Annotated in this window: 19 protein-coding genes and 1 other RNA gene; 19 read left to right on the forward strand and 1 reads right to left on the reverse strand. The window is 45.8% G+C overall.

All coding sequences use genetic code 11. The features are described from left to right. Positions 1-90: 90 nt before the first annotated feature. The 4 genes from BK120_RS32345 to argS all read left to right on the forward strand — a co-directional run bounded on the left by BK120_RS32345 (position 91) and on the right by argS (position 5,247). Complete coding sequence (locus tag BK120_RS32345; protein ID WP_076271606.1) at positions 91-2,349, forward strand: bifunctional 2',3'-cyclic-nucleotide 2'-phosphodiesterase/3'-nucleotidase; 2,259 nt, start codon at positions 91-93, stop codon at positions 2,347-2,349. A 159-nt stretch (positions 2,350-2,508) separates the two neighbouring features. Continuing rightward, entirely contained in the window at positions 2,509-3,018 is a 510-nt protein-coding gene (locus BK120_RS32350; protein ID WP_076271584.1) for a DNA-deoxyinosine glycosylase, read from the forward strand. Between the two features lie 79 nt (positions 3,019-3,097). Continuing rightward, positions 3,098-3,568, forward strand: coding sequence for a YwiB family protein (locus tag BK120_RS32355; protein WP_076271585.1), 471 nt, complete (start codon positions 3,098-3,100; stop codon positions 3,566-3,568). Then, positions 3,568-5,247, forward strand: a complete 1,680-nt coding sequence (gene argS / locus BK120_RS32360) for an arginine--tRNA ligase (RefSeq protein ID WP_076271586.1) — start codon at positions 3,568-3,570, stop codon at positions 5,245-5,247. The genes BK120_RS32355 and argS overlap by 1 nt, the downstream gene beginning before the upstream one ends. 29 nt (positions 5,248-5,276) lie before the next feature. Here the strand turns inward: argS and BK120_RS32365 are convergent, their stop codons facing one another. Then, the gene (locus BK120_RS32365) at positions 5,277-6,413 is read right to left on the reverse strand and encodes a S8 family peptidase (protein ID WP_076271587.1); all 1,137 of its coding nucleotides are present in this window, start codon (positions 6,411-6,413) and stop codon (positions 5,277-5,279) included. Positions 6,414-6,873: 460 nt separating this feature from the next. Here BK120_RS32365 and rpoE point away from each other — a divergent pair, with 460 nt between their 5' ends. The 15 genes from rpoE (at position 6,874) to BK120_RS32440 (ending at position 19,854) form a co-directional block, all read left to right on the forward strand. Next, on the forward strand, positions 6,874-7,446 hold the full coding sequence (gene rpoE, locus BK120_RS32370; RefSeq protein WP_076271588.1) for a DNA-directed RNA polymerase subunit delta: 573 nt from the start codon (positions 6,874-6,876) through the stop codon (positions 7,444-7,446). Between the two features lie 490 nt (positions 7,447-7,936). Continuing rightward, a complete protein-coding gene (locus BK120_RS32375; protein WP_076271589.1) occupies positions 7,937-9,538 on the forward strand; it encodes a CTP synthase in 1,602 nt (533 codons plus the stop codon). Between the two features lie 156 nt (positions 9,539-9,694). Beyond that, positions 9,695-10,093: a response regulator gene (locus BK120_RS32380; protein WP_076271590.1), complete on the forward strand. Its 399-nt coding sequence runs from the start codon at positions 9,695-9,697 to the stop codon at positions 10,091-10,093. A 198-nt stretch (positions 10,094-10,291) separates the two neighbouring features. Continuing rightward, positions 10,292-10,504 (forward strand): class II fructose-bisphosphate aldolase, encoded by a 213-nt coding sequence (locus tag BK120_RS32385; protein ID WP_076271591.1) that lies wholly within the window; start codon positions 10,292-10,294, stop codon positions 10,502-10,504. A gap of 307 nt (positions 10,505-10,811) precedes the next feature. Then, the gene (locus tag BK120_RS32390; protein WP_076271592.1) at positions 10,812-12,074 is read left to right on the forward strand and encodes a UDP-N-acetylglucosamine 1-carboxyvinyltransferase; all 1,263 of its coding nucleotides are present in this window, start codon (positions 10,812-10,814) and stop codon (positions 12,072-12,074) included. A gap of 123 nt (positions 12,075-12,197) precedes the next feature. Next, entirely contained in the window at positions 12,198-13,532 is a 1,335-nt protein-coding gene (rho, locus tag BK120_RS32395; protein ID WP_076271593.1) for a transcription termination factor Rho, read from the forward strand. Between the two features lie 21 nt (positions 13,533-13,553). Next, on the forward strand, positions 13,554-14,807 hold the full coding sequence (locus BK120_RS32400; RefSeq protein ID WP_076271594.1) for a radical SAM family protein: 1,254 nt from the start codon (positions 13,554-13,556) through the stop codon (positions 14,805-14,807). 144 nt (positions 14,808-14,951) lie between these two features. Next, positions 14,952-15,149, forward strand: a complete 198-nt coding sequence (gene rpmE, locus BK120_RS32405; protein ID WP_076271595.1) for a 50S ribosomal protein L31 — start codon at positions 14,952-14,954, stop codon at positions 15,147-15,149. Between the two features lie 83 nt (positions 15,150-15,232). Continuing rightward, complete coding sequence (locus BK120_RS32410) at positions 15,233-15,661, forward strand: hypothetical protein (protein ID WP_076271596.1); 429 nt, start codon at positions 15,233-15,235, stop codon at positions 15,659-15,661. A gap of 67 nt (positions 15,662-15,728) precedes the next feature. Further along, positions 15,729-15,997, forward strand: an RNA gene (gene ffs, locus BK120_RS32415) — signal recognition particle sRNA large type. 324 nt (positions 15,998-16,321) lie between these two features. Next, entirely contained in the window at positions 16,322-18,112 is a 1,791-nt protein-coding gene (dnaX, locus tag BK120_RS32420; protein WP_076271597.1) for a DNA polymerase III subunit gamma/tau, read from the forward strand. 24 nt (positions 18,113-18,136) lie between these two features. After that, a complete protein-coding gene (locus BK120_RS32425; RefSeq protein WP_054025909.1) occupies positions 18,137-18,448 on the forward strand; it encodes a YbaB/EbfC family nucleoid-associated protein in 312 nt (103 codons plus the stop codon). A 136-nt stretch (positions 18,449-18,584) separates the two neighbouring features. Beyond that, positions 18,585-19,184 carry a recombination mediator RecR gene (recR, locus tag BK120_RS32430; protein WP_076271598.1) on the forward strand — a complete coding sequence of 200 codons (600 nt, stop codon included), beginning with the start codon at positions 18,585-18,587 and terminating at the stop codon, positions 19,182-19,184. 161 nt (positions 19,185-19,345) lie between these two features. Continuing rightward, positions 19,346-19,594 carry a DUF2508 family protein gene (locus tag BK120_RS32435; RefSeq protein WP_076271599.1) on the forward strand — a complete coding sequence of 83 codons (249 nt, stop codon included), beginning with the start codon at positions 19,346-19,348 and terminating at the stop codon, positions 19,592-19,594. Further along, positions 19,591-19,854: a pro-sigmaK processing inhibitor BofA family protein gene (locus tag BK120_RS32440; protein WP_076271600.1), complete on the forward strand. Its 264-nt coding sequence runs from the start codon at positions 19,591-19,593 to the stop codon at positions 19,852-19,854. Before BK120_RS32435 ends, BK120_RS32440 begins: the two co-directional genes overlap by 4 nt. The last annotated feature ends 245 nt before the right edge of the window (positions 19,855-20,099 follow it).

A 20,099-nucleotide genomic window follows, 5' to 3' on the forward strand; every position in this document is an offset into this window, starting at 1 on the left:
TGACAATTCAGAATATTTAAATTAATATATTGTAGGAAAACATTATTTCATCTTGTGCTTGCAGCAGAGCATCTTATTAATAGAAAGAGAATGAAGGAGGCGTTTTTGTTGGTTAACAAATCGGTGTGGAAGGGTGCTTTAGCTGCTGCTATTACCGTTAGTCTAGGGGCTATGCCGTTCACGGCTATGGCTGATGCGGGTGCAGGCAATACAGTGCAGCTGCGAATTATGGAAACGTCGGACCTGCACGTGAACATGATGAACTATGACTATTTTGCGGACAAGCCTACTGATGAATATGGGTTCGCGAAGACGGCTACGCTCATCAAGAAAGCGCGGGAGGAAGCTCCGAACAGTCTATTATTTGATAATGGCGATTTGATTCAAGGAAATCCCCTAGGTGATTATGTCGCTACGGTTGATAAGCTGAAGCAGGGCGAGACGCATCCGGTGTATAAAGCTATGAATTTGCTTAACTACGATGCAGGCAACTTAGGCAATCATGAATTCAATTATGGCTTATCGTTTCTGGACACCTCGCTCGCAGGCGCAGACTTTCCTTATGTAAATGCAAACATTTATAAAGTAGATGGAGACAAGGATGAGACGAATGATGTTAATTTGTTTAAGCCTTATCTCATTATTGATAAAGAGGTAACAGACAGCAAGGGTGCGAAGCATAAACTGAAGGTGGGCGTGATTGGATTTGTGCCTCCGCAAATTACAACATGGGACAAAGCTCATCTAGAAGGCAAGGTAATCGTAAAGGATGTTGTCAAAACGGCAGAAAAGTTTGTACCGGAAATGAAAGCGAAGGGAGCGGATATCATTGTTGCGATTCCGCACTCGGGCTTTGAAGATATTCCGCAATCAGAGCTCATGGAAAATTCGGTGCTCTATTTAAGCAAAGTTGCTGGCATTAATGCGATTTTGTTCGGACATGCGCATAAAGTATTTCCTGACATATCGTTTGAAGGAAAAACGGGTGTCGATCTCGCCAAAGGAACGATTAACGGAGTGCCTTCGGTTGAACCGGGCTTCTGGGGAAATAATCTTGGCATTATTGATCTAACACTGGAGAACAAGGATGGGAAATGGGCCGTTGTCGATTCGAAAAGCACGGTTAAGCCTATCTTTGACTCGGTAAATAAGGTACCTCTTGTAGAAGCTGACAAAGCTGTTGTCGATGCGGTGAAAGAGGATCATGAGCATACGCTGGCGTATGTGCGAGGGCCTGTCGGCAAGACGACAGCGTCAATCAACAGCTGGTTTGCTCTTGTTCAAGATGATCCATCCATTCAGATCGTTACGAATGCACAAAAATGGTATGTAGAGAAGCAGCTGCAGGGAACGGAATATGAAGGGCTTCCTGTTCTTTCGGCAGGAGCGCCGTTTAAGGCTGGCGGCCGCCAAGGTCCGAACTATTATACAAATATTCAGGCGGGCGATATTGCCATCAAGAATGTTGCCGATTTGTATTTGTACTCGAATACTGTGAATGCAGTACTCGTCACAGGGGCGGAGATTAAAGAATGGCTCGAGTGGTCGGCTGGTCAATTCAAGCAGATCGATGCAGCGAGCACAGAGAAGCAAGAGCTGATCAATTATGATTTTCCAACGTACAACTTCGATGTCATTGACGGTGTGACTTATCAGATCGATGTTGCTCAGCCGACGAAGTATGAAGCTGGCGGCGCGCTCAAAGACGGAAGCGCAAAGCGGATCGTTAATTTGCAGTTTGAAGGAAAACCTATTAAGGCGGATCAGAAATTTGTTGTTGCAACGAACAACTATCGCGCATCTTCCAGCAAATTCGCTAACCCGGACGGCAAACGTATTATCCTTGCTTCCCCGGATGAGAACCGCCAGGTTGTCATTGACTACATTCGCTCCTTCAAGACGATTGATCCGGCAGCGGACGGCAACTGGTCGCTAGCGGCAATTAATGACAAAGTGAATGTGACAATTAAGACATCACCGGAAGCAAAGAGTGCAGCAGAAGCGAATAAACTGACTTCCTACACAGGAGATACAGCTGATGGTTATGCAGAGTTCAAGCTTAATCTAAGTGCGAAGTCAGTAGTGTTGCCGGTAGAGCCAACAAAGCCGACAACACCAACTACACCAACAACACCGACGAAGCCGACAGAGCCAGCTAAACCTGAGAAGCCAACAACTTCTGTTCCAACGACTCCTCAAGTGTCGGTGTATACGGTTAAAGCAGGGGACACTCTTTATGCGATAGCTTTGGAGCACGGAACGACGTGGCAGAAATTAGCCAGCTACAATAAGCTAAAGAACCCGAATAGAATCTATCCGGGTCAAAGCATAAAGATTCCGGCCAAATAATCGATACGCATTGATAAAAAGACGTTTTCCGCGTAATCTTAGCGGAAAGCGTCTTTTTCTAATACAAACGGAGAATGCGATCGTATGATCAAGGCTAGAATGGGCTTATAATAAGACGTTATTGCTGCTTTTCAAATATAGATTAGGGGGCTATACGACATGCGCATTTATTCGTTTCCGCCTGTTATCGATGAGCGATCACGCGTGCTGATTCTTGGGACAGCACCAAGCGTAAAATCGCTTGAGCATAAGCAATTTTATGGACACCCGCAAAATTTTATGTGGAAAATTATATATCGTTTATTTAATGAGTCAGACCCGGACCCTGTGTATGACAACCGTCTCGCATTTTTAAAGGAGCATCGCTTAGCGCTATGGGATGTTATCGAATCATGCGAGCGCGAAGGCAGCTTGGATGTGAACATACGTGGAATCGTACCGCAGAAGCTGCCGGAGCTTGTAGCCAAATATCCAGAGCTGCGCTGCTTTGCATTTAACGGAAGCAAGGCATACGATACCTTTCAGAAATTTTATAAAGGGCATGAAAGCTTTCGAAGCATCACGTTACTCAAGCTGCCTTCCTCCAGTCCAATTCCAACTCCGCGTATGCGAACGCTCGAGGATCGTGTGGAGGCATGGCGTGAAATCGTACCGTTTGCAACAAGTTAACCGGGCTCTAGCGTTGAAATTCGGAGCCTACCTGTATATAGTAGTTACATAAGATTAGACTGATAACAGGAGCAAGATGATGGCAGACAGCAGGAAAGTGCTAATTACATTGGAGAGTGTGCAGGATGGAAGCTCGCATACTCATGCTTACAAAGGGGATTGGTTCCGCAAGGAGAAATCCATATTTATCCGCTACATCGAGCCGGCAGTGGAAGGCGATACAGAAGCTGGTGAAATACGGACGCTTATTCGATTCCGGCCGGAAGAAATGTCAGTTGTGCGGCGCGGCGCTATAGAATCGGAGCAGCTTTTTGTTCCTGGACATAGGAGAGCTGGCAGCTATCAATCACAAATGACATCTTTATCGCTTGAAGCAGAAACGCTGCAGCTGCGGCTTCATGCGCCGGGTGAAGATGGTGTAATGAAAGCGATGGACACATTGCCCGATCAGCTGCCTTTTACACTTGAATGGGAATATGAATTGTACGTTGGTGATCAAATGTCGGGTCGGTTTCATATCCGGCTCCATATACAGGAGGAACAAAATTAATGAATGCAAATGTATTAGAGAAGATGTATGAACAAGTCAAAGCAGCGATCGCTGATGCAGCGGTAGCGGCTGGTTTGGCAGCGCGGGAAGAGCTTCCGGCGTTTGTGCTTGAAGTTCCTAAGGATAAATCGCACGGTGATTTGGCGACAAATGCAGCGATGCAGCTGACGAAGCTGGCGAAGAAAAATCCTCGTCAAATCGCTGAGGCAATTATTGCGCATTTGGATACGAAGCAAGCTTCTATTCAAGCAGCGGAAATTGCAGGCCCGGGCTTTATTAACTTCCGTATGGATAACAGCTATCTCTATCCGGTTGTGGCTGCAGCGCTTGAAGCGGGAGAAAACTATGGACGTACTTCGGATGGTTCCGGCAAAAGTGTACAGGTCGAATTCGTGAGCGCGAATCCTACGGGCAGCCTGCATCTTGGACATGCTCGCGGTGCCGCAGTTGGCGATGCATTGTGCAATGTACTTGATTATGCGGGATATGATGTTACGCGCGAATATTATATTAATGATGCGGGCAAGCAGGTGGAGAACCTAGCTGTATCCATCGAAGCTCGTTACCGTCAAGCGCTTGGTCAAGCGGCGGAAATGCCGGAGGATGGTTATTATGGCGAGGACATCATTGGTTTTGCTAAACTTCTTGTCGAGCAAGAAGGCGATAAGCTGCTGGAATTGCCGGATCAAGAACGTTTTACGTTTTTCCGCCAGTTTGGCCTTGAGCGGGAGCTAGATAAAATTAAACGCGATCTCGGAAGATTCCGCGTTGGTTTTGACGTTTGGTACAGTGAAACGGCATTATACGAGAGCGGACAAGTGGAGCAAGGTCTTGCAACGCTGAAGGCGACAGGGCATGTCTATGAAGAAGAAGGAGCGACATGGCTGTCTACCATGACTTTTGGCGACGACAAAAACCGCGTGCTCGTGAAAAATGACGGCTCATATACCTATTTGACGCCGGATATCGCATATCATATGGATAAATACGGACGCGGCTTCGATCAGATGATCAACATTTGGGGTGCCGATCACCATGGCTACATTCCGCGTGTGAAAGCAGCGATGGAGGCACTAGGCAACGATCCGAAGAAACTAACCGTGTTAATTGCACAGATGGTCAGCTTGTTCCAGAACGGCGAGAAAATGAAAATGTCGAAGCGTACGGGCAAAGCGGTTACTATGCAGGATCTGATGGATGAGGTAGGCATCGATGCAATTCGTTACTTCTTCTCCATGCGGAGTATGGATTCGCATCTTGATTTCGATATGGATTTGGCGATCTCTACTTCAAATGAGAACCCTGTGTTCTATGTTCAGTATGCGCATGCTCGGATTTGCAGTATTTTCAGACAAGCGGAGGAACAAGGCATCGTTCTTAAATCCACGGACACTATCGATTTCAGCAAGCTGACTGCCGAGGGCGAGTTCGATCTTCTTCGTAAAGTTGGCGAGCTGCCGCAGGAGATCTCTGAGGCTGCAGTACAATATGCGCCTCATCGTCTTATTCGTTATGTATACGAGCTGGCTTCCCAGTTCCACAGCTATTATAGAGCGGAGCGCGTCATTACAGAAGATGCTGAGCAATCGCAAGCACGCTTAGCCTTGCTTGGAGCCGTACGTATCGCTATTGCGAACGTGCTTCGTTTGGTCGGCGTTTCTGCTCCAGAACGCATGTAAGCTTTGTTTCATAAAAACAAACCGTGGACTCATACTTTATCCACGGTTTGCATCATACGCATCACGTCAAGCTCGCCGATCGTTCGGCGGGCTTTACTGCCTCTAAGGGGCTGAACGGATCGTTTAATAATTGTCTTGATCTCGGTAGGCGTAAGTCCCGGCTTATGTGCGAGCAGAAGCGCGATTGCTCCGCTGACATGCGAGGTGGCCATGGAGGTTCCACTCATTTCATTGTATTTGCCGCGCAGCCATGCGGATACGATTTTGTCGCCAGGCGCGTAAACGTCAATATAGGAGCCTCGATTGCTGAAAGGTGCAACGCGGCGGAGTTTATTCGTAGCGCCAACAGCAATCGTTTGAGGGTAGCGTGCCGGATAATCAACGGAACGGCGCTTCCCGTCATTGCCGGAGGAAGCAACGATAATGACGCCTGCATTGTGAGCATTAATGACAGCTCCAAGCAGCGCTTTGCTTTTTGTCTTCATACCGAAGCTCATGTTGATGACGTTCATGCGATTGCGGATACACCATTCAATACCGAGAATAATGTCGGATACGAAGGCGCTCCCATTATGGTCAAAAGCTTTGACAGGCGAGATTAACGCCCGCGGGGCTACGCCAATCATGCCCTGTAATTGATTTGCTGCGGCGATGGTACCTGCAATATGTGTACCATGACCGTTATCATCATGAGGGAGCATGCTGCGATTGAGAAGATTGATGCCCCTAGAGAGTGATTGGCGAAGATCTGGATGGCTGAAATCAGCTCCTGTATCGATGACGCCGACTTTGACCCGGTGACCGGTTGTCGTGCTCCAAGCCAGCGGGGCTTTAATCTGGTTTACACCCCAGGGGATGCCCTTATCTACAATAATCGACTTTTGTGGAGAAGCATGCACGCTGATTTTACAATCTTTCTCAATCCAAACACGCCCGGCGAATCGCTCTAATGATTCCTCGGCTGGCAATGTGCAGGCTATTCCAAGAATACTGGGCATTTGTCTAATGCTTTTTTGCGGTAAAGATGATGAAGTGACTTTAGGCAATTGCTGTAGGAAGTATCGGTAGTCGCTCGCACGCTGAAAGCGAATGATACGCTTTACAGTCGTTGTGTCCGTGCGAGCCATCGTATCCTGCAACATACGGATAAAAGCGACGGTGTCCAAACTTGGCTTCCCCTCCCGACGGACCATGCTGAACTATTGTATGAACGAGCGCTCTATAACGCATGAGCAACTTGCCTTTTTTCACATAATTAGGCTGAAAACCGTGTCAAAAATCGACTGGGGACATACGATGAACAAAGAGTTCTCAGGGACTCTTACGACCAAGGTGCGTTGCCTCGTGTCATGGCCGGATGGATACAGTCAAAGCGGAAGGACTATCCTTTCGCTTTTTGCATAGAAGTCCAAGCTATACTGCAGCAGCGTGGTCCGCTTGCTTTTTTGCAGGAAATAGGTTTTACTATACTGTGACTAGCGTAAACGACGGGTGCGAGCCTCTGGCAGTTACCGATCGTTTTGCGATTAAATGTGAGCGGTGTATAAGAGAATAACGTACACGATCCTTGCATTTTATAGGTAAGAACGAGTACATAAATTGAATGGCAAGAGAGGATGTGTCCATATGAGCAGCAGCAATTTCACGTTAAAGCTGGATCCTGAACGTATGAAGGAAATGCCTATGGTCGATTTGGCCTTTGAAGTGCTGAAAGCGGCTAATACGCCTTACTACTATCGCGATCTAATGATGGAGATCGCTAAAATACGCGGTCTTTCCGCAGACGGAATCAACCAGTTCATCGCCCAAGTGTATACAGAAATCAACATTGATGGACGTTTCGCTTGCGTTGGCAGCAACATGTGGGGACTGAAACGCTGGTATCCAGTTGAGCGTTCTGAAGATCCTGTAGGTAATGCGAAGCGTACGCGTATCATTAACGATGATGATGATCTCGAAGATGATGATGTATTTGCGGACGAAGAAGAGGATACTTACGCAGAGGCTGAAGAAGACTACGATGTATTCGACGAGGACCGCGAGGACTTTGAAGAGGCAGAAGAGGAAGCTGAAGTCGATGAGGAAGTTGGAATCGACGACGAGGAACTGGACGAGGAAGAAGTCGACGGTGAACTCGATGCGGATGATGATGAGTCGGATGATGAGGAATTTGAAGACGACGACGAGTCTGACAAGTAAATGTTTGCTGAAAGTATAAGGCGGTCTAAGCACCCAGCTTATCCTCCTTCTTATACTTTTCTGCGGTACGAGCTCTGCTCTATACAGATGGCTTAGTCGTTTGAACTGGCGTGAGGAATATCCAGTCAGTTTCGCTTGACAGTTGCTACGAGCGCAGAGTAAACTATCTCATGGGCTTAAGATTCGGTTAACAAATAACGCATACAAGCGCAAACGACTCGATTTCGTCTTTTGACGAGAAGGTCAAGTTTCGCGGTGAAATAGAAGTGGAGCATAACGCATTGCTGATGCTTGCTTGTATTTTTATATATGCCAAAAAAGGAAAAGTGCCCCGTTGCTACGGGTGTCACTTTTTTTGTTTGTGAGGGATGGGTCTGTAGGATGCATTCCCACAAATTGGATGGATAGGCGGAGTGTATCCGCATCCATGTTTATCGAGTAAATGGGCAAACCTAAACATTAACCATAGGGCTTGGAGGGTATCATCACAGTGACCAAATATATTTTTGTAACCGGCGGCGTAGTGTCGTCCTTGGGCAAAGGGATAACAGCAGCCTCGCTTGGCCGATTGCTGAAGAACAGGGGCCTCAAAGTAACGATTCAGAAGTTTGATCCATACATCAACGTCGACCCAGGAACGATGAGTCCATATCAGCACGGAGAAGTATTCGTTACCGATGATGGTGCAGAAACAGATTTGGATCTTGGTCACTATGAACGGTTTATCGACATTAACTTGTCGAAGAACAACAATGTGACGTCCGGCAAAATCTATTCCAACGTAATTACCAAAGAGCGCCGCGGCGACTACTTGGGTGGAACTGTTCAGGTAATCCCACATATTACGAACGAAATTAAAGACCGTGTATTCCGTGCGGGCAAAGAAGCGGGTTCTGATGTTGTTATTACAGAAATCGGCGGTACGGTTGGTGATATCGAAAGCTTGCCTTTCCTTGAAGCTATTCGTCAAATCAAAAGTGATATCGGGCGCGACAATGTAATGTACATCCACGTAACGCTTATTCCTTACATCAAAGCGGCAGGTGAAGTGAAAACAAAACCGACGCAGCATAGTGTTAAGGAATTGCGCAGCATCGGTATTCAACCGAACGTAATCGTATGCCGTACAGAGCATCCGCTTGCTGAAGATTTGAAACGTAAAATTGGCTTGTTCTGCGATATCGATGCGAATGCAGTCGTGGAATGCCGCGATGCGTCCACTTTGTATGAAGTGCCATTGATGCTTCGTGAGGAAGGCCTCGACGAGATCGTTGTTAATCATCTGAAGCTTAAGACAGAACAACCGGATATGCGCGAATGGGAAAGCCTTGTTCAGCGTGTGAAGTCGCTTCATAAGAAAACGGAAATTGCAATTGTTGGTAAGTATGTCTCATTGCACGATGCGTACCTCAGTATTGTAGAGTCGCTTGAGCATGCGGGTATTGCTTCCGATTCAGAAGTGAAAATTCGTTGGCTGCATGCAGATGAGCTTACGGAAGAGAATGTCGAGCAACAGCTTAGAGGCGTTAACGGTATTCTTGTACCAGGCGGCTTTGGCGATCGCGGTATTGAAGGCAAGATTACAGCGATAAAATACGCACGTGAAAACAAAATTCCGTTTTTCGGTATTTGCCTTGGCATGCAGGTAGCTGTCATTGAATATGCTCGCAATGTGGCGGGACTAGCTGGTGCGAATAGCTCTGAAATTAATTCATCCACTCCATATCCGGTTATTGATTTGCTGCCGGATCAGAAGGATGTTGAAGATATGGGTGGCACGATGCGTCTTGGTCTCTACCCTTGTAAACTTAAGCCAGGTACGCTTGCTGAGCGTGAATATGGCGACGAGCTCGTTTATGAGCGTCACCGTCACCGTTATGAATTTAACAATGAGTACCGTGAAGCGATTGAATCTGTTGGTCTTACTATTTCTGGAACTTCCCCAGACGGCCGTCTTGTTGAGGTTGTGGAAATGGCTGATCATCCTTGGTTCTTGGCTGTTCAATTCCACCCGGAATTCAAGTCTAGACCGAACCGTCCGCAGCCTTTGTTCCGCGGATTTGTACAAGCAGCGCTTAACCATTCTGAGTAATATATTGCATTTTTGATCGATGGCAGATTCTTTAACAACAACAGATAAGTTTTTCTCTTAACGAGAAGGATTATATACCCACTTTAGCGAATATATTAACGATTATGGAAGAGTTGGCCATTTTCTGGGTAAACTCATTTGCGGGGGGATTTGGAGTTGGATAAGAAGAAAGTGTTGATCGTTGATGATCAGAACGGTATTCGCGTATTGCTTATGGAAGTTTTCAGCAGCGAGGGCTATAATACGTTCCAAGCGTCTAATGGCAAGCTGGCTTTGGAAATCGTCAAGAACGATGCTCCTGATCTTGTTCTGTTGGATATGAAAATTCCCGGCATGGATGGTCTGGAAATTTTAAAGCATGTGAAAGCTATCGACCGAAACATTAAAGTCATCATGATGACCGCATATGGTGAATTGGATATGATTAAAGAAGCGACGGATCTCGGGGCATTAATGCACTTTACGAAACCGTTCGACATCGATGAGATGCGAATTGCCGTTAATATGCAGCTGCGAGGCGGCAACTCCACAAGTCGTTTTGCAATAGGCTCCTGATTTAGCAAATAAACGGCATCGTCTCTTACTTGAAGGCGATGTCGTTTTTTTCATTTATTGGCAATAGCAAAACAAGCTTTACTATTCCAAGGCTCATTATGTTATAATGTCTCAGAATGACAAGTCGGACCGAGCTGGAGGAAGAAAGATAACATTTACGAGGAAGACAGCGATCTTGTTAGTTCCTATGAATGAATTTTGCCAGGCGCTTATAGCAAGCGAGAAACAGTAGTCCAGTTCAACACAGACATCAGGGTAATTACACAAACGATTGTTGAAGCTGCTAAGGAAGAAAAATCACCGTTTATTTGCAAGGTCAGCGAAAGCGCCTTGAAATATATGGGCATTCCATTCACTGCTGCAATGGCGTGTGCCGGGGCCAAAAAAAATCTAGTCTTCCAATCGATTTGATTTTAATCATGATTTTAATTTCAGTTTCAGTATCCCTTTGAGAGAAACATGTTGCTTTTACAAATACAATTTCAAGAAAACAAATAGCTAACGCTGATTCATTGGAACTACGCCAATACTTGACAGCTGTGCGAATTGAGAAGCTGGCTGTTACTAACAAAAATCCGTTTGTTCGGAAGTAACAACTAAGTGTAATAACAGGAGCAAAGGAATAAACCGCCTCATAACGGCAAGTGGGTTTAACACTCGCTTGCTTTGGCGGTTTTTCCTTTATTCTCTTCCAATCTACGGGAGGAACTATAATTAGATGGAGAAATTGATGATACGCGGTGGACGGCCGCTTCGCGGTACCGTTCAAATCAGCGGAGCCAAGAACAGCGCGGTGGCTCTTGTACCTGCTGCTATTTTAGCAGAATCAGAAGTTGTGTTGGATAATTTGCCTATTATAAGTGATGTAGCTGTATATAGTGAAATTTTGCAGGAGCTTGGAGCTGTCGTAAAGCGTGACGGCGATATGATGCGCATTGATCCTTCCGCGCTTGTCTCCAAACCGATGCCAAACGGCAAAGTGAAATTGCTGCGCGCATCCTATTATTTGATGGGGGCAATGCTTGGTAGATTTGGTGAAGCGACAATCGGAATGCCAGGGGGCTGCAACTTTGAGCCTAGACCAATCGATCAGCATATTAAAGGGTTTGAAGCACTTGGTGCCACGGTAACTAATGATCATGGATCTATTCGAATTCATGCTGAGCAATTACGAGGCGCAAAGATTTACCTTGACGTTTCAAGTGTTGGAGCAACGATTAATATCATGCTAGCTGCCTCGCGGGCCAAAGGAATAACGATTATTGAAAATGCGGCAAAAGAGCCTGAAATTATAGATGTAGCTACTCTCCTTAATGCCATGGGCGCAAAAATCAAAGGTGCCGGGACTGAGACGATTCGTATTGAAGGAGTCGATCAGATGCATGGCTGCCGCCATTCCATTATTCCTGATCGAATTCAAGCCGGTACGTATATGATTGCAGCTGCAGCAACGCGCGGCGATGTCCTTATTGATAATGTTATTCCGAAGCACTTGGAAGCGATGAGCGCTAAGCTTGAAGAGATGGGTGTTCAAGTTATTGAGATGGATGAATCCATCCGAATTATTGGCGGACCTAATTATTCGTCCATTGATGTAAAGGCACTTGTGTACCCTGGTTTCCCTACGGACTTGCAATCTCCAATGACAACCTTGCTTACACAAGCGAATGGAGTCAGTATTTTAACTGATTATGTATATGGCACTAGATTTAAGCATGTTCCTGAGCTCACTCGCATGGGAGCGGATATTCGTGTTGAGGGCCGTTCAGCTGTTATTGAAGGCGGTAAGCTGAGTGCTGCAAAAGTTAAGGCTGCTGATTTACGCGCAGGGGCTGCACTTGTTGTCGCTGCTTTGACTGTTGAAGAAGGCGTTACTGAAATTTCGGGCGTCGAATATATTGACCGAGGTTATGATAATCTAGTAGAAAACTTATGCCGCCTGGGTGCGGAAGTATGGCGTGAAACGGAAGCCACTTCATAAGGAATAGGACGATGCAGACGCTGTGGAATAGACGGCGTCTAATTCGGCAATGATGGATAATCAATCCTATGATTTTACTAGATATACAAAATCATAATGAAAATTAAATAAAGTGGTGAGAACATGACAGACCTTCAGATCGCAGATCTAGAAGAGATGAAATTGACCGACCTTTATAAATTGGCGAAGCAATTTCAAGTTCCCTATTACGGAACACTTAAGAAGAAGGAATTAATTTTTGCAATTCTTCGAGCGCAAGCAGAGAAGAGCGGCCTTATGTTCATGGAAGGCGTCCTCGATATTTTGTCAGAAGGCTTCGGATTTTTACGGCCTATTAACTATTTGCCGAGCAAGGAAGATATTTATATTTCAGCATCACAAATTCGCAGATTTGATTTGAGAAGCGGCGATCTTGTTTCAGGTAAATGCCGTCCGCCGAAAGAGAATGAGCGTTATTTTGGTCTATTGCAAGTAAATGCTGTTAACGGCGAAAATCCGGAAACGGCTTCCGAACGATTGCACTTTCCTGCGCTTACTCCTCTTTATCCAGAAAAGAAGCTAGTGCTTGAGACGACACAGTCGAAGCTTTCCACTCGAATGATGGATTTGCTTGCTCCTGTAGGACTTGGCCAACGCGGTCTAATTGTTGCTCCTCCGAAGACAGGTAAAACCTTGCTTCTTAAAGAAATCGCCCACAGCATTTCCGAAAATCGTCCCGATATCAAATTGTTCGTTCTGCTTATTGATGAGCGTCCAGAGGAAGTTACTGATATGCAGCGCTCTGTTAAGGGTGAAGTTATCGCCTCCACATTTGATGAGCTGCCCGAGAACCATATCAAAGTAGCTGAGCTTGTACTTGAGCGAGCGCTTCGTCTTGTTGAGCATAAGAAGGACGTTATCATCTTGATGGATAGTATCACCCGTCTTGCTAGGGCGTATAACTTGGTTATTCCTCCATCTGGTCGTACGCTTAGCGGCGGTATTGATCCAGCAGCGTTCCACCGTCCAAAACGGTTTTTTGGTTCGGCTCGAAACGTGGAAGAGGGCGGAAGCTTGACTATACTTGCGACTGCGCTGATCGAAACAGGCTCGCGTATGGATGACATCATTTATGAAGAATTTAAAGGTACGGGCAATATGGAGCTCCATCTAGATCGTAAGCTTTCTGAGCGTCGTATTTTCCCTGCGCTAGATTTGCGCAGATCTGGAACTAGACGTGAGGAAATGCTGCTTACGAAGGAAGAGCTGGAGAAGGTTTGGGCCATCCGCAGAGGTATGACGGATACGCCTGATTATGTAGATAATTTCTTGAAGAAACTTAAAGATAGTGAGAACAACGAACAGTTCCTCATGTCTCTTGATACAACAGTTGAAGCGAAGCCGGAGCGGTCCGGTATAAAGAGCAGTACTACAGCGACCAGCAGGCGTCCTACGCCTAGAACTACGCACGGATCGTAAGACCGCAGGAGGGAGAACAACATGAATCTCGTATATGCGGATAAAAACGGAAATGTATTTGACCATCCCGACTTTATAGCTTTGGGAAGAAGCGGCGATATGATTGTCGAAATTATGGAGGAGGAATTAATTCCACTTCCTAATGGAGCAACTCTTGTTAGCCTGCCTTTCACTAGACCCATAGGTCTTAATCCGAGCACGGGCGAGATGCAGGCATTGCAAGGCGGAGCTCAAGCAGTCGGCGCCTTACTTCCGCAAGGATTTACTCGTCTATGCTTGCCGGGCTACGTGAAAGCGGACAAGAACGAGAAGCTGCCATTGTTTGGTTATACAGCTGTCGTATGGAAAGACGGTAACTTTTATGTAACGGCTGAGCAAAGTGACGATCCTGAAAGATGGGATCCGCTTAATTGCGACCGTGGCGAACTAGGTATTCAAGTAGAGCGCATTCTTGCTAAATATCCGGATAATCGTCTTTATAAGCATCTGTCGAACTGTGCTCTAGGTTATGAGTGCTTGACCTCTTCCAACACGTTTCTAGGAAGATGGGAAGGAGCAGTTCCTGTATCCTACTCATGCAATGCAGGCTGCTTTGGATGTATTTCGGAACAACCAGATGATAGCGGTTTTGTCGCTCCGCAAACTCGGATGAATTTTAAGCCGACTGTCGATGAAATTGTTGAAATTATGATGGAGCACTTGCGCGAGCCGGAATCCATCATTAGCTTCGGTCAAGGCTGTGAAGGCGAACCGTCAACACAAGCGAAAATTATTGTTGAGGCCATGAAGCGTGTGCGCAGTCAAAACTCGCTTGGCTACATTAACATTAATACGAACGCCGGACTAACTGATTTCATGCGAGCGATTGTTGATGCAGGCCTTAATCTAATGCGCGTAAGTACGATCAGTGCACTTGATGATCACTATAATGCTTACTATAAGCCTCGCGGCTACAACTTAAAAAATGTTGAGAAGTCATTGAAATATGCTTCTGACAATGGTGTATATACGTCGATCAACTATTTGATTTTCCCGGGGGTCACAGACCGTGAGGAAGAAATAGAAGCGATGATTGGATTCGTTAAGCGTACTGGACTCAAGCTCATTCAAATGCGCAACCTGAATATCGATCCTGAAAGCTACTTGGCGATTATTCCAAAGGCACAAGGCGAGATTTACGGGATGAAGCAAATGCTTGAAATTTTCCGTGAAGAGCTGCCCGATGTAGTTATTGGCTCTTATACACATGTTCCACCAGCCGCATTACGTCGATAAGTACCTATTGAGTAGTAAATCCAGCTAATATTAACCAAATCACTGATTATTCATTGCAACTGCAAATAAGTTCATGCTATAATCCGAGATGTGCGATTTAACTCTGAGTCCGCATGCGATTCAGGGCAGAAAGAGGTGAACGAGATGAAACAAGCTATTCATCCGACATACCACGTCATTACAGCAACTTGCGCTTGTGGAAATTCCTTCGAGACTGGTTCGGTTAAACCGAGTCTTCGCGTAGAGGTTTGTTCCCAATGCCACCCATTCTACACGGGTAAGCAAAAGTTCCTGGATGCTGGCGGCCGCGTCGATCGTTTCAAGAAGAAATACGGTATTTAATCCTACAAATCGTTCCGCCTTTATTTGGCAGAATACAAGAGCCTCCCTCAGCCATCCTATTGGATAGAAGGGAGGTTTTTTGATTGAATAAACAAACATTCGGTTTGAGTAAACGATTTGGTTTATTCCAAATGGCAGCCTTACTGGCTTGCTTATTTCTGTTAGCCATGACGCTCTCAGGATGTGGAAATGGAAGAAGCAAGCAAGAAAACAGGCTGAAAACCTACGGTCATGATGGATACATGGGTTATTCCAACAGCAATCCCAATTTACCGAATCGTTATCAGTATCTTAATTATAATGCAGATGGAAAATTCATTGAGCAGGTGTTGAAGCCGATTTCCGGCATCGAGCACACGCAAATTTATTTTAACGGTACCGATCTTCATGTGAATGTAAAAGCAAATAAAGCACTGTCCGACGTTCAAGTCGAAGAGCTGCGAGCAAAGGCTCAGTCGGTTGTGCAGTACAATATGCCTCGGTATAAGGTTCATGTAGAAGCCAAAAGGTAGCCTTGTTATTCGTCCAATTTCAACCGCGAGTTGCGCTTTAGGACGGAATCGGCTATACTTATTTTTGCCGTGCTAGATGGGGAGGTAGCGGTGCCCTGTAACTCGCAATCCGCTGTAGCGAGGTTGAATTCCTACTTGAGGTTATACTGATGTAGGGTCTTGGCACTTGCGAGCAGTGTTGACAGTTGGGTCCTCCGCAATGGACGTTTATGAACTTGGTCAGGTCCGGAAGGAAGCAGCCATAAGTAAATTAGTTCATGTGCCGGGGGAGTGCCTGACTCGAGCTGTAGTGCAAGGATGTCGCCTGGGTCGTATTTATCAGGAGTAGGTGCACGGTACTAAAAATTTTCTAATATGATTTGCTAATAGCAAAAGTAGCACCTGTGATCGCTGTTCGATGTTTTTGTCGGAATTAGCGAATGCAGGTGTTTTTGTTTATAGATGTTGTTTTAATAGGGTAAAGTCTTAGCAAAAGAAAGTTTTGCTTGCTACATAGTTGTTGTATAATAGGGGAGTAGCAATTGTTTGAAATATAAGAAAGTACATTATTTTCTAATACTACTCTTATATTTCGCAATGCAAAGCAATTTCAGCGTCCACAGGACCGAAGGTGCTTTTGCTTATTGTAAATGAAAAGGCAACTTGAAAGGAAAGGTCTGCGTGTCACATATCGCTTTATACCGTGCCTGGCGTCCGCAGACGTTTCAGGACATGGTTGGACAACAGCATATTATTCAAACGCTGCAAAATTCTATTCGTGAGCAGCGTGTATCTCATGCTTATCTTTTTAATGGGCCGCGAGGAACCGGGAAGACGAGCGCTGCGAAAATATTAGCCAAAGCGGTTAACTGTGAACGTGGTCCGGTTGAAGAGCCATGTAATGAATGCGATGCTTGCATAGGAATTACCGCGGGACATATTATGGATGTAATTGAGATTGATGCTGCATCTAATCGCGGTATTGATGAAATTCGTGATATTCGTGATAAAGTGCGATATGCACCTTCAGAAGTGCGGTTCAAAGTTTATATTATAGATGAAGTACATATGCTTACGGCCGAGGCATTTAATGCCTTGCTCAAAACATTGGAGGAGCCGCCGGGGCATGTTATCTTTATCTTGGCGACGACCGAACCGCATAAGCTGCCTGCTACGATTATCTCCCGTTGTCAACGGTTTGATTTCAGGCAGGTATCGCTTGAAGAGCAGACGCAGCACTTGCTTAAGATTTGTCGTGAAGAAAGCATACAGGCCGACGAAGATGCGCTTGCTTATATTGCAAGATTGTCGGAAGGCGGAATGCGCGATGCGATTAGCTTGCTGGAGCAGGTTTCTGCTTTTGCAGGTGATCGCATTACTCTCGACGCGGCAGTAGATGTGACAGGCGGCATGGCCGCTGATCATTTCTACCAGCTGGCGGAGGCTGTTAAGGATCGTCATGTAGCAGCTGTTATGCCGCTCGTGGAAAGCTTGATGCAAGCCGGCAAAAGTGCGGACAAATGCATGGAAAACTTAATTTATTATTTCCGTGATTTGCTTGTTATGAAGCTTGCTCCGCAGGGCGGTGCAGTAACAGAGAGGATCGTTGATCCTGAACGCTTCAAAATGATGGCCGAGGCCTTCACTCCAGAGCGATTGTTCGCTATGATTGATACGTTGAACCGTTATCAAGTGGAGCTTAAGCATGCCTCACAGCCTCAAACCTTGTTTGAAGTAGCGCTTATGAAGCTTTGCACGTTAAATGACGAGCAATCGTCAGGCGGAGCGGCTTCTGCAAGTACAGCAGCTTCAGCATCAAGCGGCGGACAATCAGCTGAAGTAGGGCGATTGCGTCAGCAGATTGAGGCATTGGAGCGTAAACTAGAGCAAGCGATCCAAAATGGAGTAGGTAGCGGGAACAACGCTTCTTCGGCTGACAGCGCGGCCAGCAAGCAAGCAGCACGTACTAATGCGGTTCGCAGTTCATTCGGCGGCTCAGGCGGCATAGTACGGTCTTCAGTCAAGCTTGATCCGTACCTGGCAACAGCAGGCAGTCCAGAATTCAATCAGTTCAGGATGAAGTGGAACGATGTCCTGCAGGGTGTGAAGGACGCTAAGATTACGGTCCATGCTTGGCTGAAAGACGGTGAGCCGGTTGCTTCTGCTGACGATGCCATTCTCGTCGCATTCAAGAATACGATGCACCGAGAAACGACCGAGAAGCCGGCCAATCGCGAGATTATTGAAAAAGTCATGCATGATGTGCTCGGCGGTTCATTCCGTATCGTTACGGTTATGATGAAGGACTGGCAGGCGGCAGCGGCACAAGGCGCTAGTACGCAGAAGAGCGAGACGCTTCAGCTTGAGCCCGAATCTTCTGCTTCACCACAAGCTGCAAGTCGGCCGGTATGGGTGGAAGAAGCCGTCAAACTTTTTGGTGAAGATTTAGTAGTAGTGAAGGATAAAGATTAAATTCTAATGATGAGGTGAATTGTAATGAACAATATGAACCAAATGATGAAGCAAGTGAAAAAGATGCAAGATCAAATGATGAAGGCTCAAGAAGAGTTGGAAACAAAGACGGTTGAAGGAACAGCGGGCGGCGGAGTAGTTACCGTATCTGCGAACGGCCATAAGAAACTTCTTAGCATTACGATTAAACCTGAGGCTGTAGATCCGGAAGATGTTGAAATGCTGCAAGACCTTGTCCTTACAGCTGTTAACGATGCGCTAACTAAAGTGGATGATCTAGCAAATAAGGATATGGGTAAATTCACAGGCGGAATGAAAATTCCAGGATTGTTCTAAGAAGCAGTATTGCTTCTGTTTGAAATAAAGGAAAGTATGTTACGTGTATACTTATCTTTTATTTCTCCGTCAAAGCTGCTTCCGTGTCCAGGGGACACCGAAGGTGTTTTTTGCTTGAAAGGAGCTGTACCCAGTTTTGTATTACCCAGAACCGATAGCGAAGTTAATTGATGCTTTTACGCGATTACCGGGTATTGGACCCAAAACGGCCGCCCGTCTGGCGTTTCATGTTCTTCGAATGAAGGAAGACGACGTCATTGATTTTGCGAAGGCGCTTGTAAGCGTTAAGCGCAATTTGTTCTATTGCTCGGTTTGCTGCAATATAACCGATACAGATCCATGTAGAATCTGTCAGGATAAATCTCGTGATAACTCCATTATATGTGTTGTTCAAGAATCTAAGGATCTTGTTGCGATTGAGCGTATGAAGGACTTCCAAGGCCATTATCACGTGCTTCAAGGCGCAATCTCGCCTATGGAGGGCATCGGTCCAGACGAAATCCGTATAGCTGAGCTGTTAAGAAGGCTGAGCGACGAACGCGTTCAGGAGCTTATACTGGCCACTAACCCGAATATTGAAGGCGAAGCCACAGCAATGTATCTATCCCGGCTGATCAAGCCATTTGGTATTCGAGTTACGCGTATCGCGCATGGTTTGCCTGTTGGCGGTGATCTTGAATATGCGGATGAGGTTACTTTATCCAAAGCATTAGAAGGTCGAAGAGAAATAAACTAGTCATAAGCAATATAGAAAACGGCAGGTCGAGGAATTACTCGATCTGCCGTTTTTGTCGTCTTGATAAGGTGCTCCGTTTAATATCCCGTTCTATTCTAATGTCCAAGCTTATACATATAGTAATGAACATGATGTAGTGAGGACAAGCGGGAGGGATAGATATGAGCAATGCGGGCCAGCTCGAATTGAAAAAAGGAATTAATCAGATGGATGACATCCGAGCCGAAATTGTTGAGGCACACCGTGAATGGGAAAATGCGAATCGTTTCTTTAATTACGCAGTCGGCAAGGATCAAGTGGATTACGCGATATATTGTATGATCACAGCAGAAAAGCGATATGAGATGCTGCTTCGATTGGCAAAGCGTACTAGCAAGAACTGGCCAGCATGGAGAGGGGTGAGAGTATGAAGACAATATGGTTATCGATTTTTATTGGCTCTTCTCTCCTGTTAGCAGTCGTACTGCTTAAGAACAGGTTATCATGGGGATGGCTGCGCAGCTTCTCGCTTCATCTTGTTCTGGCGGCGGGTTTGCTGTACTTGTTAAACTATTCTGGTCTTGTTCCAGGGATGTATATCCCGCTGAACCCCATAACGATAGGAACTGTGCTTACATTAGGTGTACCTGGAGTAGCTTTAATCGTTGGGCTCCAGTGGGTGGTGGTTTAGCAAATTTGAAAAAGGTTTAAGGAAAAGGTTGACTCTATATTCAATTATGTGCTACATTAGTTCTCGCCCCAAGAGTAAGTAAACAAGCTTCGAAAAAAGAATTTAAAAAAAAGCTTGCATTAACTTGGGCGAATGTGATATATTATAAAAGTCGCCGATACGAAACAACGCGGTTGACACGAAAGAATGAATTGTTCTTTGAAAACTGAACAACGAGTAATAACTGCCTCGCAAATCCTTCGGGA

The organism is Paenibacillus sp. FSL A5-0031 (assembly GCF_001956295.1).
Taxonomy (GTDB): Bacteria; Bacillota; Bacilli; order Paenibacillales; family Paenibacillaceae; genus Pristimantibacillus.

Bases quoted from the DNA above. Each gene is read 5' to 3' on its own strand.
- rpmE (WP_076271595.1), top strand. From the start codon at position 14,952: ATGAAACAAGCTATTCATCCGACATACCACGTCATTACAGCAACTTGC.
- BK120_RS32350 (WP_076271584.1), top strand. From the start codon at position 2,509: ATGCGCATTTATTCGTTTCCGCCTGTTATCGATGAGCGATCACGCGTG.
- BK120_RS32440 (WP_076271600.1), top strand. From the start codon at position 19,591: ATGAAGACAATATGGTTATCGATTTTTATTGGCTCTTCTCTCCTGTTA.
- rho (WP_076271593.1), top strand. From the start codon at position 12,198: ATGACAGACCTTCAGATCGCAGATCTAGAAGAGATGAAATTGACCGAC.
- argS (WP_076271586.1), top strand. From the start codon at position 3,568: ATGAATGCAAATGTATTAGAGAAGATGTATGAACAAGTCAAAGCAGCG.
- BK120_RS32345 (WP_076271606.1), top strand. From the start codon at position 91: ATGAAGGAGGCGTTTTTGTTGGTTAACAAATCGGTGTGGAAGGGTGCT.
- BK120_RS32390 (WP_076271592.1), top strand. From the start codon at position 10,812: ATGGAGAAATTGATGATACGCGGTGGACGGCCGCTTCGCGGTACCGTT.
- BK120_RS32355 (WP_076271585.1), top strand. From the start codon at position 3,098: ATGGCAGACAGCAGGAAAGTGCTAATTACATTGGAGAGTGTGCAGGAT.
- BK120_RS32435 (WP_076271599.1), top strand. From the start codon at position 19,346: ATGAGCAATGCGGGCCAGCTCGAATTGAAAAAAGGAATTAATCAGATG.
- rpoE (WP_076271588.1), top strand. From the start codon at position 6,874: ATGAGCAGCAGCAATTTCACGTTAAAGCTGGATCCTGAACGTATGAAG.
- BK120_RS32400 (WP_076271594.1), top strand. From the start codon at position 13,554: ATGAATCTCGTATATGCGGATAAAAACGGAAATGTATTTGACCATCCC.
- BK120_RS32425 (WP_054025909.1), top strand. From the start codon at position 18,137: ATGAACAATATGAACCAAATGATGAAGCAAGTGAAAAAGATGCAAGAT.